Consider the following 15,533-nt stretch of genomic DNA (forward strand, 5'->3'; position numbering starts at 1 on the left):
AATATACATAAAATTTCAACGCCGTCTAATTACCTTCCACAAAAATGCCCATCGGCTCCATCAACCTGATAAATCCAAGGTATTTGCTAAAAAAACCGTCAAAACCGTCATTCATTCTCCCGGAAGCCAACTTTGACCTGTTATAGATTGTCCACTTTACTAAGCTTTTTGCAAAGCTTTGTAGAAATTAATAGAATTAACTAATGTTACATGGCAACTGAAAACTAAATTTTGGGTAAGGGGGGTAGGAATTTTGCATTATCTCAATATTTCATACTTTTTATCTAACTATCCATATATCTTCAGCTAGATATGTCCTCTATCTAAATATGAAAAAGTCTGATATTTATTATTTCTATCGGCGGATGCAGACTGCTTTAAAAATCATCTATCTTTAGTTTGGGAAAATAATAGATAGCAACTTATAAAAGGTAATACCTTGAAAGATGCAAACAGCGTAAGAGCGAGTGTAGCAATGAATGAAATTAGCATTATTTTAATTGAAGATCATGACTTAACACGAATGGGGCTACGAGCGGCATTACAGTCTCACAGCGCCTTGAAAGTAATTGGTGAAGCAGCAAATGCTACTCAAGGGTTAAAACTTTTGGAAACGGCAAAGCCAGATGTAGCTGTTATAGACATCGGTTTACCTGACATGGATGGCATTGAACTAACCCGTAAATTCAAACGGCAGCAAGCTGAAAGCGGTCAAACGTCAACGAAGATTCTGATCCTGACGATGGATCATACAGAGGATGCTGTACTTGCAGCTTTTGCGGCTGGTGCTGATTCTTATTACATGAAAGAAACAAGCATCAGTAAATTAACGGAGGCGATTCAAGCAACTCACGGCGGTAACTCTTGGATCGATCCGGCAATTGCCAATGTGGTATTGCGGAAGATGCGGCAAGGTATTCCTGGTGATAGCCAAGGTTCTGATAAGCCAAAGACTGTAAAAATTGAGGCGCTGGCATCAGAATACGAGCAAGTTTTGGAAACATACCCCCTAACTCAACGGGAATTGGAAATTCTAGAGTTAATTGTAGCTGGCTGTAGCAACGGTCAAATTGCCGAGAAACTCTATATTACAGTTGGTACTGTAAAGACCCATGTTCGTAATATTCTAAATAAATTATGTGCTGATGACCGTACTCAAGCTGCTGTGAGGGCTTTACGTTCTGGGTTAGTAGCGTGATGAGTGCTGAGTGCTGAGTAATGAGTGATGAGTGCTGAGTAATGAGTAATGAGTGCTGTTAGCGATAGCGGGGCGTTTAGACAGTGCTGAGTAGAGATGAGGAAGTGGGAGAGATAATGAAGTAAGGGAGAAGAATTAATAACCAATGACAAATGACAAATGACAAATATCTATTCAAAATCGTTCCTGTAAACATTCTGCAATGCGTAGTGCGGCTCCTGGTTTTCCCATACGTCGCATACCATTTTCGGAAATAATATGTAAAATATCAGGATCTTTGAATAGAGACTGTACAACCTTCGCTACTTCTACTGGCTGCTCAATTAAAATTAAAGATGAGCCTAAAAGACGACTTTGAGCTTCAGCAAAGGCGGGGGTATATTGGGGGCCATTACCGGGAATTGCGATCGCAGGTTTCCCTAAACCGATAAACTGTTCTGTGGCTGTACCCGCCATTGCGATCGCCAAATCTCCTAAATGCAAGCAATCATTATAAGCTTTTTGAGTCAGCAGTAGATATTCATTTCTTTGTTTAAATGTCAAGATATTTGGATCGTCAATTTTGATAGGACATACTGATTCCGTGCGCCAGCCTTGAGATTGCACACTTTGGGATAAAATATTAGAGTCTAAACCAGGAGCGATCGCACCTAAAAACACTACTGTGCCAGAAGTGTAAAAGACAGAATCTCGTTCCTGAAAACTTGCTATTAACGCAGATACGGCAATCATAATTGTTTCCCAGTTTTTGTATGCCTCTGGCGTACGCGAACCAGGAAGAAGAGTCACCATCAAAGGTCTAACTGTTTCTTGCTGTTGAATATCCCGACTATAAAATTGTTGGCGCGAAAAGGTTGGTTGCAGACCATCCATCATCGGATTACCCAAATTAAAAGCGGGAATTGGCCATTGTTTTAATGTTTCCGTTGTCAGCGCATCTCTAGGGAACACCGCCTTACAACGGCGACGACTCATTAACCAACGTTCCCAAGGATGGTAAACTGAACCGGAAAAGTTTTCCCAACGCGCATCTTTAGATTTTCGTGGTAATAATCCAGCTTCATCGCGCACATGATATTCAGATTTCGCCGTACCCACAAAAGCATAATTAGCGCCACTAAAAGTTGCAAATAACAGGGGGACAATATCTCCCACAGCTAAAATCGCTCTTCTATTACCTAATTTTTTTTGAGAACTCACCCATCGGCGGACAGCTTTAATCTGGCTGAGGGTAAGTTGCAATAAACCACCGCGTACATCTCGCACCAATTGGCGGTTATCCATATAAATAAAGCCGCCAGAAGGCATAGTGCGGACTGAACCGATAAGAGGGATATCCAACTGTTGGTAAGCATGTCCTTCACCCACCAGAGGTAAAGCAAATATCTCTGGTGGGTTTGATTGTTGTTGGAGTTCTTGCAAAATCCGAACTGCAATCCCATCTTCCCCATGACCATTACTTAATACAAGTAACCGCAAAGGAGAAATTGCAGATGGGGAGTTAGAAGCTAAAGATAAGCGGGATACATTATTCATAGAAACAAAATATCAAAATTCACTGTCTATTTTGATAAGAAGTATAAAGTAAAATCGGCGAACAAGCTGGAAGTTAGTATTATCGCTATTTCTTTAAGTAGGTAGGCGTAATTAAATATAAGATCAAACCTCACCCTCAATCCCTCTCCAAAGTATCGGAGAGGGAAGCCGGAGGCAGGGTGAGGTTTTACATATCATATTGACGCTAGATAAGCCATAATAGGGAAATGTTAACAATGACCTATCAGTACGCATTAAATCCAACTTCGCAACAGATAGAAACCATGACCGAATGGTTAAATATTTGTCGTGGCGTTTGGAATTATGCGCTTGCTGAAAGGAAAGATTGGTATAAATCAAGGTCGTGTAGAATTGACGCAGCAAGTATTAAGGCTGAATACATCATTGCTGCGGACGCTCCTAGACCTAACTTTGCCCTTCAATGCAAAGCATTAACTGAAGCCAAGAAAACAAAACCTTGGTTAAAATCCGTCCAGTCCCAAGTCTTGCAGCAAGTTTTAAAACAACTTGAAAATGCTTTCACTTCGATGTGGGAGCAGAAATGTGGTTTTCCTAGATTCAAGAAACTAGGAAGGATGAGGTCTTTCTTATTTCCACAATTTGAGAAAAATCCTATACTTGGCAATAGAATAAAGTTACCTGTTATTGGATATGTGAAGATCCGTTTGTCGCGCCCTATTCCAGATGGCTTTATTCTTAAGCAGGTAAGGATAGTTCGCAAAGCATCGGGTTGGTTTGCGATGCTTTCTTTGCAGTGCGATGTCAATGTTCCTGATTCTATGCCACATGGTCATAGTTTAGGCATTGATTTAGGATTGCTTAGTTTTCTGGCAACTTGGGATTCTGAGACTATAGCCAGACCGAAATTCTTTATAGATACTCAACGTAAGCTGAAATTGCTACAAAAAAGAGCGTCTTCTAAAATAAAAGGCTCAAATAATTGGCGTAAGGCTCAGGCAAAAGTAGCTAGATTGCATGAACATATTTCTAATACTCGCTCATACTTTCATTTTAAGACTGCTCATCATTTATGCAATCAAGCACGAATGATATTTGCTGAGGATTTGAACCTTAAAGCCATGTCTAGAGGGATGCTATGCAAACATACTCTTGATGCTGGTTTTGGTCAATTCCTCGACATCTTAAAATGGGTTTGTTCAAAGAAAGATGTTTATTTTGCCAAAGTGGATGCTAATGGCACAAGTCAAACTTGCCCTAATTGTCAAACGCATACGGGCAAAAAAGAATTAAGCCAGCGCATCCATGAGTGTCCAAATTGTCAGTACATCACCGATAGAGACGTTGCGGCGGCTCAGGTAGTCGTGCAACGTGGGCTTGTAGCGGTAGGACATACCGTGTTAATGCTTTCTGAGGGTAAAGTCGTCGGACTCCCAGTGAAGAAAGAATCCCCTAGCTTTAACAATTTGCGCGTAGCAAGAATTGTGTAGCTATGGGGAGTGTCAAAGCGACCAATTGACAACTGGAATACCTCATTAGGATTAAACTATACCCGAACTAGTATTCGCGATCGCCAAGGTAATATTACTCCAACCGCCGCGCAAGGGAATCCCCTCTCTGTAAGTGGAACTGGCATTGATGACCTAACTACTGTATCCTTCACCGCCACCAAAGACCAACGAGATAATCCCCTCAATCCAACGAAAGGTTCCGTTTTGAGTCTGAGTACAGAACAATCTATACCCATCGGTAAAGGTAATATTTCCCTAAATCGCCTCAAAGCAAATTACAGCCAATATTTACCAGTGCAATTATTTAACACCAAACAGCCACAAGTATTTGCTGTGAATCTGCAAGCTGGTACCGTTCTTGGGAATTTACCGCCTTACGAAAGCTTTAACTTGGGTGGTTCCAATTCGGTGCGCGGTTACGATTCCGGTGATGTGGGAAGTGGGCGCAGTTATGTATTAGCTTCCGCAGAATATCGTTTTCCTGTCTTACCAATCGTTGGGGGTGTATTATTTGCTGACTTTGCTTCTGACTTAGGCTCAGGTGATACTGTATTAGGAGATCCGGCGGGTGTAAGAGACAAACCAGGTTATGGTTTTGGTTATGGGGCTGGAGTGCGCTTAAATTCACCACTAGGCTTAATTCGGGCCGACTATGGCATTAATGACCAGGGAGAAAGCAAAGTGCATTTAGGTATAGGTCAGCGATTTTAACCGGATTTATCAACGAAGGCAGGAAGCAAGAGGGCAGGAGGCAGGAGGGAAACTGCCCGTACTTTATAACTGCCGCGATCGCTAACGAGCTTGCGGTTTAAGACTCCCACCAAATTTTCTTGTTTTGTGGCTCCTGTACCCTTCGGGAAGCTGGCGCAACCAGAGGGGTCTAGAATCCCCCTTCTGCCTCCTGCCTCCTTGAATGACTCTCGCGTTATGAGTCGTGATGCGTAAAACCCCCGTCATTCATGCGGGGGATATAAGCGAATAGCCGAATTCATTCGGTATTATTACAGGGAACCAAGAATCCCCCGTTTTATAAACGGGGGAGTGTCAACTGCTTAGTCAGGAATCAGGACTCTTTATGTTAGCAGGCACAATTTTGCAGGATGGAAAATATACCCTAATTCAAGAAATAGGGCGGGGTGGCTTTGGGATTACGTTTAAAGCTACCCATCACTACTTGGATCAGGAGGTAGTTATGAAAACCATCAATGAACGGCTGCGACAACATCCTGATTTTGCGAAATTCGAGCGCCAATTCCAAGATGAAGCTAGACGATTAGCTACGTGTATCCACCCCAATATAGTCCGAGTCAGTGACTTTTTTGTGGAAGCCGGACTGCCTTACATGGTGATGGAATACATTCGTGGCGAAACCTTGGGAGACGCATTTGTATTACCAGGAATAACCTTACCTGAAGCGACAGCAATTCATTATATCCGGCAAATTGGGGCAGCCTTACAGGTAGTACACAACAACGGTTTGCTACACCGGGATGTGAAACCAGATAATATTATTCAACGCCTTGGAACTCAGGAAGTAGTACTAATTGATTTTGGTATTGCCAGAGAATTTAATGGCAGTGTCAGACAGACTCACACTGGTTTGGTTTCTGAAGGCTACTCTCCAATTGAGCAGTATTTGACGCAAGCGCCGCGCACACCCGCCACCGATGTTTATGGTTTAGCTGCCACCTTGTATGCACTATTGACAGCACAAGTACCTATGCCAGCATTATTGCGCGATCGCGAACAAATGCCTTCCCCCCGCGAACTGCAACCACACTTGAGTGCTGCTGTCAACCAAGCAGTAATGCGCGGAATGGCGGTGGAGTCTCGTTTTCGTCCGGCGACAGTTGCTGAATGGTTACAACTGTTACCTGGAAATGATGCAAATCTGTCACCGCAAGCCTTAGCAATTTATGCAGTCCCAACTGTCAATTTATCTGCCCAACAAGCTGCAACTGTATTGGGTAAAACTGCCCAAAATCGCCTTCATAACTCATCTGTGTTGGCGCAACCCAACCCAGGTATCGCCAAGGAAAATGTACTAACTAAAAAACCTGGATCGTCAATATTGATTGCGATCGGTGTAGCCCTGGTTGCTGCTATAGCAGGCTTTGGCATCACTAGCATCTTACCAAAATCGCAGCCGCAGCCAACTGCAAAGCCGCTTTTTGAACAGCCAACTCAAGAATCAGGCGCGAAAGCACCTAGCTTGGAGAATGGTGAAACCACCTCAAGAACCGAATCACCACCTGTTTCTAATTCCAAGCAGCGCCGGCGAAATCGTCGTTCTTCCCCCCAAGAAACTCCCAGCAGCCCTACGCAAGAATCACAGCGCGGCGATTTAGAGCAATCCGCACCATCACCTAGCGTTTTCCCCACACCCTCGCTAGTGGAGAAACTAAGGGCAATCCGCTCATCTCGGAGTGCTTCCCCCGCACCATTGCGAGAAAATAACTCACCCACATCTAATCAGAATTCTGCTTCACCTCAACGAGTGATTCCGTCAAATTCTGTGGTTATACCAACAGCGCCACCTACAGAGTCTAAACAGTCAGATCCTGCGGCTGTAGTAGTACCAACACTGGAAAAGCAAAATTCACCAACTGATAATCAACCCCAAAACGATCAGAAATCTCAGGAAAAGCTACAAGATGACAATAATTAGTCAATCGTGAAGTACCCCTTTTTGCTTCGCTGAAAAATGGGCTTCCAATTTCAACTACAGCAACGACGGTCTTATTCGTCTCTTGGGTTTCCCGTCTCAACCGCCGATGCCACGTTAGGGACTCTCATCTCTAAGAGTTCGGGACTAAACCCGATAATGGTCTTACTCAGCGTCCACAGGCAGCCGCCCGTCTACCACAGGCAGAATGATAGTTTTGCGACACGTTTACCTTGGATTTACAGCAATAGCCAACCAGCTAGGCTCACGTCTTCCCCCTTTCTCACGCTCTTAGACAAGGCATAGCGTCTTACCGCTACTGTGACCGTTTGTTATGAGCCGTGTGGGTGGGTCATCGACCATCTATATATTACCATAAATGTATCCATTTTAGTGATACATTATGAAAGAAAGATCCATCAGAGTTAGATTATCGCAAAAACGAAACGACAAACTCAAGGCTTATGCACAAAGCAAAGAAAAAACAGTTACTCAATTGGTTGAAGATTGGATCGACAGGCTGCCTAGCCCCAAGATTGACGACTTCTCAACCAACCCACTCCCTAATCAGCCTAACGGCTAATATCGGTCGGAGTTGGTTTCGTCGCCGTCCGCTCCCTATCCCCACCCTATGAGTACATTTAGGGTGGGGACTTCCGCGACTCGTTAAATTTTATATAATCGTGATTCAATCTCCTTGCTTTGAGGAACTGGCCCCGTTACACGATGGCGAAAGTCTGAATTCCCTTGTTTTTTCAGTGGTTTACTCATGACTAAACTCAATGGTGCTGAGTTTAGTCAATTAGTAGGCCCCTCTTGACAAGACTATATTTTTCTTAACTTGACACCAATGGAACAGTGCCCATCCTAAGACTCTAACTTGCTACTGCTTCAGCAGGCGCTGCTTCAACAGCAGTTATGGGTAGATAAACACTAACTTTTTTACGAGTTTTGCCCTTTCTTTCAAACATTACAACACCGTCGATTAAGGCAAACAGAGTGTCATCGCTACCAATGCCGACGTTGTTACCAGGGTGAAATTTAGTACCGCGCTGACGCACGAGAATGTTTCCTGCACGCACAACTTGACCGCCATAACGCTTGACACCCAGACGTTGGGCGTTAGAATCACGACCGTTACGTGTACTACCTGTTCCTTTCTTATGAGCCATGATTTCCTCTTTTGTATCTACTTCTTTTTATTATTCAGCAGCGACTTCAACTTCTTCAGCAGGAGTCTCATCTAAAACGGGGCTTTCCTTCTCCGCTTCTCCTTGGGCAACAAACACTTCACCGTTAAGGGTGATGGAGTCAATCATAAGTCTGGTAACTTCTTGACGATGCCCCCGTTTTTTACGGGTTTTCTTTTTCGGCTTCATCTTGTATACCAAGACTTTACGACCTCTGTAATGTCGCATTACAGTCCCTTCTACAGTCGCACCTGTCACTAGTGGCTGTCCAATGCTGACTTCGCCATCGTGCTGAACGAGTAATACGTAGTCTATTGTAACTTTTTCATCTGGTTCGATCGGAAGCAGTTCAATATCGTAAAACCGCCCTGGCTCTACTCGTATTTGTTTGCCGCCAGTTTCAATAATTGCGTAGGTCATTAAATTGTCCTTGAGGTTGCCGTACAGGTAGCTGGTTTTTATCTCTTTTAGAGAGGCTTTTGCCAGCCTTTGTAATATGTCTACCTGATCCGAGCAGGAATTAGACAGACAATCTAATATCCTATTTTATTGGCAGGTGTTAAGTCAAGCTTTTATTTGCCAAAATTTGTGATGGCGATCGCTTACCCAAAAATCAGAATTAATACTTATTAATTCAATAATACTTCTATCGTAGGGATGAATTTTATAACCTAGTAGAAATATTTTAGATTCAAACCTATAGTTTCTTATCAAAATTCACATATTTATCTTATTTATTTTAAAATTAAATTTACGCGACTAATCTAATAGTTCTTGGCAGAATTTAGGGAATCGAAAAAATCAAATTCTTACATTCAAACCTGATATTTAAAACAGGAGATGGATTGTCATGACACAGCAAAATGCTACCCGACTTTTTCAAGCTGTAAAACAAGATCAAGCATTACAGCAAAGACTTAAAGCGACAGCCGATCCAAAAGCCTTCATGAAGATTGCTAAAGAGCGTGGCTATGACTTTACCTCTGATGAACTTGACAATGAAATCAACAACTTATCTGAAGAAGATTTAGCTGCCATCGTTAATCCAGGATGGGGAACTAGACGGCACATTAATCCTAGATAATTCCTATTCTAAGAAACTGAAAGCATAGGAACAACTGAATTAACAAGTTTTGCTCCTCAAGGGATACCATTGTATCATCTCCTTGGGGAGCATTTATATTAAACTAAGCAACTTTGCTTCGCATCTCGCCACCTGCTTAACTCATGAGTTACGATGGCTATATTTTAATCAGGTGATATGGAAAGAATAGAAGTTGAGCAAAGAAGTATTTTAATTGGTTTGGCTGGTAGCTACGGCTATGGTTTAAATCGTCCTGATTCAGACTTTGATTATCGGGGAGTTTTTATTGCACCCAAAAGGTACTATTTGGGATTTGATCGCATCGAACAAAAAGATACTGGTTGGGATGAACCAGGAATATTTCCATTCATTGATGGAAACAAAGACACAGTTATATATGAATTAAGAAAAATCCTCCAGTTATTAGCGGGTGCGAATCCCAATGTTTTAGAATTGCTCTGGTTAAATAACTATCCTTTTGTCAACGCAGTTGGACAACATTTAATTAATCATAAGCAGCTATTTTTGAGTAAGAAGGTAAAACATACTTACACTGGTTATGCCTTTGCTCAAATTAAAAAGATGGAAACTCATCGCAAATGGTTATTAAAGCCACCGCAAAAAAAACCAATACCATCTGACTTCGCCATAGAAAATGAAGCACCCCTTAGCAAAGATGAGCTAAATGCCTTTCTGGAGTATCTTTATAACTTAATCAGAGGACGAATTGAGTTTTTGGAAGAAGCGGAGCAGTTATACCAATTACTAACAGCAGATATTGATTTTAAAGGAGTCTTAAAACAATATACTTTACCCGACGAGACTTTAGAATATACTCAAAATTTAACTAATAGCCGGAAAGATTTTATCCGTCTGCTTCAAAAAAGCCAAAGTTACCAAATAGCTTTAAGAGAATGGAAGGCTTACTTGTCTTGGCAGGAAAATAGAAATCCGGCTAGGGCAGAAATGGAAAGAAAGTCGGGTTTTGACCTTAAACATGGGATGCACTGCATTAGATTGTTACGCAGTGGAGTAGAAATATTGCGACAAGGTGAAGTGATTGTAGATAGAAGAATAGCTGGTGATGTTGAGGATTTCAAGGCTATTTTAAAGGGTGAGTATTCTTATGAGCATGTGATGAAAATGGCAGAAGATTTAGTTGCTCAAATGGAAGTTTTTTACGAACAGTCTAACCTACCTCATAAACCTGATTTAGAGCAAATTAATGAGTTGTGTATGGAATTAGTAGAAATGCAAAATTGGTGAATTCAAGTATGAAGATGCTCTTGATTCACGTAGGGGCAATTCATGAATTGCCCCTACCTTGAAATTAGGGTTTCGGCTATTGTTTACGCTAGTCCTGAGCTACTTCCTTTCTGGATGCGCTGCATCCTCTGGTGAAGGATTACCCATCTGATTAATTGTGGCAATCATCTGATACAAGCGCCCTAAATCGCGTTGATTGAAGTACAAAATGAGGCGCGGTAATTCAGCAGTTTCATCTTGTGCTTCTTGAGGCAATGCCTGACTTTTTTCAATCTGTCCTTTAACAAGAATGTCACTGAAATCAGCATTGAGTTGCTTTACAAGAACGTCTGATATATCTGTCTTCAAGCGAATGACTAATTGACCACTTACATAACGACAGGAGTGATAAACTTGGTAAAAACGAGTAATGGCATTACAAGCCACATCCAGGTTATCTGTCACCGTGTAAAGGCTAGGATCTTCAGGACTAACAAGACCATTTTCCACTAATTGCTGATCAATATATTTGCTCCAAGAGCGCCAATAATCACCACCAGGGCGATCGATTAAAACCAGAGGTACTGGGCCAAATTTACCATTCTGGGTTAATGTCATACATTCAAAAGCTTCATCTTGAGTGCCAAAGCCTCCCGGAAATAAGGCTATAGCATCACTTTCTTTGAGGAGAAACAGCTTGCGGGTAAAGAAATATTTGAAGTTAATTAGCTTGGGATCGCCCTCTATAAAAGGGTTTGCTTCCTGTTCAAAGGGTAACTGAATGTTTAATCCAAAGGAATTTTCTCGCCCAGCGCCTTCGTTACCTGCCTGCATAATCCCACCGCCGCCGCCGGTCATCACCATAAATCCTAATTGAGAAATAGTACGAGCAAACTCAAAGGCCATTTGGTACTCTGGTGTATCTGGTGCTAGACGAGCAGAACCGAAGATGGTGACTTTGCGAACGTGTCGGTAATCATAAAATAGCTGGAAACCGCGTTCCATATCTGCTAACGCAGCCGACAAGATTTTCCAGTCGAGACGCTCAATTTCGGTATCAGCTAGACGAACAATGGTAGCAAGTGCTTGCTGAATAAGTTGCCGATTTTTTAATGTCGGTAAACGAGCGATCAATTCAGCGATATCCGCCTGTAAAGACTCTAATGTGTCAAATGACGCAGATGAAGTCATGAGAACTGCTGCAACAATGGGATTATATTCTACGTGAATGGCTCACACTCTAGCAAGCGGGATACAGCCCTGTGATGTACGGTTACAATCTGTCCTCTGTGTGTGGAATGTTTTGTTTATTTGGATATTTGATAAGCTTTAACAAAATAACAGTTAAAAAATCTAACAATTTTAGTAAACATACTCACTACATTTGCCACCCTTGTATTTTTAGGTAAATGTAGTTTTTTAGGTATTTGTAAAGTGTCGGGGAGTCTAGCAGATGAAGATATTGGTACTGAGTTGGGAGTTTCCGCCCAGGATTGTTGGGGGAATTGCGCGACATGTAGCGGAGTTGTACCCAGAACTGGTAAAGCTAGGACATGAAATCCACCTGATTACAGCCGAATTTGGTCAGGCATCAATGTATGAGGTGGTTGAGGGAGTGAAGGTACATCGCGTGCCTGTGGCACATAGTAACGACTTTTTCCACTGGGTAGTAAATCTCAACCTGAGTATGGGAGATCACGGTGGTAAGTTGATTTTAGAGGAAGGGCCGTTTGATTTAATTCATGCCCATGACTGGTTAGTAGGAGATGCTGCGATCGCTCTCAAGCATAGTCTCAAAATACCACTAATTGCCACAATTCACGCTACAGAATACGGACGCTATAACGGTATTTACACAGATATCCAAGGCTATATCAATGGCAAAGAAAACTTGCTGGCTTTCAATGCTTGGCGAATTATCGTTTGTAGCGATTATATGCGCCAAGAAGTAGAACGAGCCTTAAAAAGTCCTTGGGACAAAATCGATGTGATTTATAACGGTATTCGAGCCGAAAAGAAGCAGCATCACGTAGATTTTCATGCGCTGGATTTTCGCCGCCAATTTGCCACAGACAATGAGAAAATCATTTATTACCTCGGTCGTATGACTTACGAAAAGGGTATACCGATATTACTTAATGCTGCACCCAAGATCCTGTCAGAAATGGGAGGTAATGTTAAATTTGTCATCGTCGGTGGCGGCAATACTGACCATCTCAAGCGCCAAGCCTGGGATTTAGGAATTTGGCATCATTGCTATTTTACCGGTTTTCTATCCGATGATTACTTAGATAAATTCCAAACTGTCGCTGATTGTGCCGTGTTTCCCAGCCTTTACGAACCCTTTGGAATTGTCGCTTTAGAAAGCTTTGCTTCCCGTGTGCCCGTAGTGGTTTCTGATACTGGTGGTTTTCCTGAAGTGGTGCAACATACCAAAACAGGTATTGTGACTTGGGTGAACAATCCCGATTCTTTAGCTTGGGGAATTTTAGAAGTCTTGAAAAATCCAGGTTATCGGCAATGGCTGGTAGATAATGCTTATGAGGATTTAGAACGCCGCTTTAGCTGGCCGAAATTAGCTAGGCACACTGAAGAAGTATATCAGCGAGTTGTGCAGGAGCGATCGCAAATTGCCTGGTAAGGAACTTCTCATATCCAGATTTATCACCTGATAAAATTCACAAAAAAGCGATCGCACTTTTGTCTTTGCTGAAAAAGTGCGATCGCTATTTATATTTATTATGTCGGGGCAGACACCTTCCCCACCTAAAATCTAAATATCTGTCTCGCTCAACTCACGTGTGATGTGATCGAATGGTTCATCCACAAAAGCAGTATTAGCCACACCTGCTGCCGCGACTTGTTCCTTAATCAGATCCTTGAGAATTTGGATACCGCGAACCGTCGGGCCAATAGGCACTCCTAAAGAATTGTAAGTTTCCCGCAGCCCTTGCAGCACACGCTCATCCAATACATTTGTATTCCCAGCAACTAGCGCATAAGTAGCGTAGCGCAAGTAGTAATCCATATCCCGCAGACAAGCCGCATAACGACGAGTTGTATAAGAATTTCCACCAGGACGGATTAATTCTGGCAGTTCTTCATATAACTTCAAAGCAGCTTGCTTAACAAGTCCAGCCGCATTAGAATTTATCGCCGCCGCCGCTTGTACTCGGACAGTACCACTATCAAAGTAAGACTTCAGGCTATCGATCGCATTCCGGTCAAAATACCGACCAGCTAAGTCATAATTCTTAATTAAACTTGTTACCGCATCGCGCATTCTTTTTTCTCCTAATCCTTGCTATTTATGGTTTGATATTTATTTGGCTGCACTTACACACCAGTAAATTTTTGTGCTATTTAAAATAGATTCGGCACAAAAACAATCTATCCACTATTTAAGGATTCTATGCCAAAGTTGACCCCTATATGATGAACTTTCCAGTTTTGTACAGATGATCGCTGAAAGGTTAATATAACCTGACAATCTGGATATCTGTAACATAAGCTACAAAATTCGCTAATGTCTACTATTTAAGATATTTCTGGTGTGTCACGGCCTGATTGAGATCAGCAGGGTTAGGATGCTTTGGAAGAAAGATTCTGGTTTACTTTAGGAAATTGGTAGAGAAGGAGTAACAATGACGACACCAAAAGAACTCTTGAAGAGAATTCAAGATGAAAAAATTCAACTGATTGATCTCAAATTCATCGATACAGTAGGAACTTGGCAGCACCTCACACTGTACCAGAACCAAATCGATGAGACTGCGTTCACTGATGGCGTACCGTTTGACGGTTCCAGCATCAGGGGTTGGAAAGCGATTAACGAATCGGACATGACGATGGTACTCGACCCCAACACTGCTTGGATCGATCCATTCATGGAAGTGCCAACGCTAAGTATAATTTGTAGTATTAAAGACCCCCGGACTGGTGAACCGTATAACCGTTGCCCCCGCGTTATTGCCCAAAAAGCAATAGATTACCTGGTTTCCACTGGTCTTGGTGACACAGCCTTCTTTGGCCCTGAAGCTGAGTTCTTTATCTTTGACAGTGCTAGGTTTGCACAAACTGCTAACGAAGGCTACTACTTTTTAGATTCCGAAGAAGGTGCTTGGAATTCTGGGAAAGAGGGTACAGCCGAAAAACCCAATTTAGCCTACAAACCACGCTTCAAAGAAGGTTATTTCCCTGTTTCACCAACAGATTCTTCCCAAGATATGCGGACAGAAATGCTGTTGACGATGGCAAAATTAGGTGTACCTATTGAAAAGCATCACCATGAAGTAGCTACTGGTGGTCAGTGCGAACTAGGTTTCAAATTTGGGAAGTTAATCGAAGCGGCTGACTGGTTGATGATTTACAAATATGTCATCAAGAACGTTGCTAAGAAATATGGCAAAACCGTTACCTTCATGCCAAAACCAATTTTTGGCGATAACGGTTCGGGAATGCACTGTCACCAGTCTATCTGGAAAGGCGGACAACCTCTGTTTGCAGGTGATAAATATGCTGGTTTGAGCGATATGGCGTTGTACTACATTGGTGGTCTTCTCAAACACGCACCAGCGCTGTTAGCAATTACCAACCCTAGCACCAACTCATACAAGCGCTTAGTACCTGGTTATGAAGCTCCTGTTAACTTGGCTTACTCCGAAGGGAACCGTTCTGCTTCTATCCGTATTCCTCTATCTGGTAAGAACCCCAAAGCCAAGCGTTTAGAATTCCGTTGTCCAGATGCGACATCTAACCCCTACTTGGCATTTGCTGCAATGCTTTGTGCTGGTCTTGATGGCATCAAAAACAAAATCCATCCTGGTGAACCCTTAGATAAAAATATCTATGAACTCTCTCCAGAAGAACTGGCAAAGGTTCCCTCAACTCCAAGTTCTTTAGAACTGGCATTGCAAGCACTAGAAAACGATCACGCTTTCTTGACAGAATCAGGTGTATTCACGGAAGACTTTATCGAAAATTGGATTGACTACAAGCTTAACGAAGCCAAACAGTTGCAACTACGTCCTCATCCCTACGAATTTTATCTCTACTACGATGCTTAATTAAGGATCGTGTCTAACTAAAATTAATAAGTTTCGCCACCCTAAAGTAGAGGGTGGCT

The 15,533-nt window shown here is 42.3% G+C and carries 12 protein-coding genes and 1 pseudogene; 8 read left to right on the plus strand and 5 right to left on the minus strand.

Going from position 1 to position 15,533, the window contains the following annotated elements; translation table 11 throughout:
- Positions 1–475: 475 nt before the first annotated feature.
- Complete coding sequence (locus tag V7K98_RS23405; RefSeq protein ID WP_335026185.1) at positions 476–1,198, plus strand: response regulator transcription factor; 723 nt, start codon at positions 476–478, stop codon at positions 1,196–1,198.
- Between the two features lie 174 nt (positions 1,199–1,372).
- Here V7K98_RS23405 and V7K98_RS23410 read toward each other — a convergent pair whose 3' ends face one another.
- Positions 1,373–2,734 (minus strand): lipid-A-disaccharide synthase-related protein, encoded by a 1,362-nt coding sequence (locus V7K98_RS23410; protein ID WP_335026187.1) that lies wholly within the window; start codon positions 2,732–2,734, stop codon positions 1,373–1,375.
- A gap of 227 nt (positions 2,735–2,961) precedes the next feature.
- Here V7K98_RS23410 and V7K98_RS23415 point away from each other — a divergent pair, with 227 nt between their 5' ends.
- From V7K98_RS23415 to V7K98_RS23425, 3 genes and pseudogenes are all read left to right on the plus strand, one after another.
- Complete coding sequence (locus V7K98_RS23415) at positions 2,962–4,203, plus strand: RNA-guided endonuclease InsQ/TnpB family protein (protein ID WP_335026189.1); 1,242 nt, start codon at positions 2,962–2,964, stop codon at positions 4,201–4,203.
- 15 nt (positions 4,204–4,218) lie between these two features.
- Positions 4,219–4,935, plus strand: a pseudogene (locus V7K98_RS23420) (BamA/TamA family outer membrane protein); the annotation flags it as partial.
- Between the two features lie 364 nt (positions 4,936–5,299).
- Positions 5,300–6,892 carry a serine/threonine protein kinase gene (locus tag V7K98_RS23425; RefSeq protein WP_335026191.1) on the plus strand — a complete coding sequence of 531 codons (1,593 nt, stop codon included), beginning with the start codon at positions 5,300–5,302 and terminating at the stop codon, positions 6,890–6,892.
- Between the two features lie 872 nt (positions 6,893–7,764).
- On the opposite strand, the gene rpmA is transcribed toward V7K98_RS23425, so the two are convergent.
- The gene (gene rpmA / locus V7K98_RS23430) at positions 7,765–8,061 is read right to left on the minus strand and encodes a 50S ribosomal protein L27 (protein WP_069071599.1); all 297 of its coding nucleotides are present in this window, start codon (positions 8,059–8,061) and stop codon (positions 7,765–7,767) included.
- Between the two features lie 30 nt (positions 8,062–8,091).
- Positions 8,092–8,499 (minus strand): 50S ribosomal protein L21, encoded by a 408-nt coding sequence (gene rplU, locus V7K98_RS23435; protein ID WP_094329577.1) that lies wholly within the window; start codon positions 8,497–8,499, stop codon positions 8,092–8,094.
- A gap of 430 nt (positions 8,500–8,929) precedes the next feature.
- On the opposite strand from rplU, the gene V7K98_RS23440 reads away from it, so the two are divergent.
- Both V7K98_RS23440 and V7K98_RS23445 read left to right on the plus strand, forming a co-directional pair.
- A complete protein-coding gene (locus V7K98_RS23440; protein WP_335026193.1) occupies positions 8,930–9,163 on the plus strand; it encodes a Nif11-like leader peptide family natural product precursor in 234 nt (77 codons plus the stop codon).
- A gap of 177 nt (positions 9,164–9,340) precedes the next feature.
- Positions 9,341–10,429 carry a nucleotidyltransferase domain-containing protein gene (locus V7K98_RS23445; protein ID WP_335026195.1) on the plus strand — a complete coding sequence of 363 codons (1,089 nt, stop codon included), beginning with the start codon at positions 9,341–9,343 and terminating at the stop codon, positions 10,427–10,429.
- 99 nt (positions 10,430–10,528) lie between these two features.
- On the opposite strand, the gene V7K98_RS23450 is transcribed toward V7K98_RS23445, so the two are convergent.
- Positions 10,529–11,599 (minus strand): LOG family protein, encoded by a 1,071-nt coding sequence (locus tag V7K98_RS23450; protein ID WP_335026197.1) that lies wholly within the window; start codon positions 11,597–11,599, stop codon positions 10,529–10,531.
- A 262-nt stretch (positions 11,600–11,861) separates the two neighbouring features.
- On the opposite strand from V7K98_RS23450, the gene V7K98_RS23455 reads away from it, so the two are divergent.
- Positions 11,862–13,049 (plus strand): glycosyltransferase family 4 protein, encoded by a 1,188-nt coding sequence (locus V7K98_RS23455; protein ID WP_335026199.1) that lies wholly within the window; start codon positions 11,862–11,864, stop codon positions 13,047–13,049.
- A gap of 132 nt (positions 13,050–13,181) precedes the next feature.
- On the opposite strand, the gene apcB is transcribed toward V7K98_RS23455, so the two are convergent.
- A complete protein-coding gene (apcB, locus tag V7K98_RS23460) occupies positions 13,182–13,691 on the minus strand; it encodes an allophycocyanin subunit beta (protein WP_335026201.1) in 510 nt (169 codons plus the stop codon).
- Between the two features lie 361 nt (positions 13,692–14,052).
- On the opposite strand from apcB, the gene glnA reads away from it, so the two are divergent.
- Positions 14,053–15,474: a type I glutamate--ammonia ligase gene (gene glnA / locus V7K98_RS23465; RefSeq protein ID WP_335026203.1), complete on the plus strand. Its 1,422-nt coding sequence runs from the start codon at positions 14,053–14,055 to the stop codon at positions 15,472–15,474.
- The last annotated feature ends 59 nt before the right edge of the window (positions 15,475–15,533 follow it).

The sequence above is a fragment of the Nostoc sp. genome, from assembly GCF_036917435.1.
GTDB lineage: Bacteria > Cyanobacteriota > Cyanobacteriia > Cyanobacteriales > Nostocaceae > Nostoc.

Coding starts and splice junctions, on each gene's coding strand:
- V7K98_RS23445 (WP_335026195.1), top strand. CDS start 9,341: ATGGAAAGAATAGAAGTTGAGCAAAGAAGTATTTTAATTGGTTTGGCT.
- V7K98_RS23450 (WP_335026197.1), bottom strand. CDS start 11,599: ATGACTTCATCTGCGTCATTTGACACATTAGAGTCTTTACAGGCGGAT.
- V7K98_RS23425 (WP_335026191.1), top strand. CDS start 5,300: ATGTTAGCAGGCACAATTTTGCAGGATGGAAAATATACCCTAATTCAA.
- V7K98_RS23410 (WP_335026187.1), bottom strand. CDS start 2,734: ATGAATAATGTATCCCGCTTATCTTTAGCTTCTAACTCCCCATCTGCA.
- V7K98_RS23440 (WP_335026193.1), top strand. CDS start 8,930: ATGACACAGCAAAATGCTACCCGACTTTTTCAAGCTGTAAAACAAGAT.
- V7K98_RS23455 (WP_335026199.1), top strand. CDS start 11,862: ATGAAGATATTGGTACTGAGTTGGGAGTTTCCGCCCAGGATTGTTGGG.
- V7K98_RS23405 (WP_335026185.1), top strand. CDS start 476: ATGAATGAAATTAGCATTATTTTAATTGAAGATCATGACTTAACACGA.
- rpmA (WP_069071599.1), bottom strand. CDS start 8,061: ATGGCTCATAAGAAAGGAACAGGTAGTACACGTAACGGTCGTGATTCT.
- glnA (WP_335026203.1), top strand. CDS start 14,053: ATGACGACACCAAAAGAACTCTTGAAGAGAATTCAAGATGAAAAAATT.
- rplU (WP_094329577.1), bottom strand. CDS start 8,499: ATGACCTACGCAATTATTGAAACTGGCGGCAAACAAATACGAGTAGAG.
- V7K98_RS23415 (WP_335026189.1), top strand. CDS start 2,962: ATGTTAACAATGACCTATCAGTACGCATTAAATCCAACTTCGCAACAG.
- apcB (WP_335026201.1), bottom strand. CDS start 13,691: ATGCGCGATGCGGTAACAAGTTTAATTAAGAATTATGACTTAGCTGGT.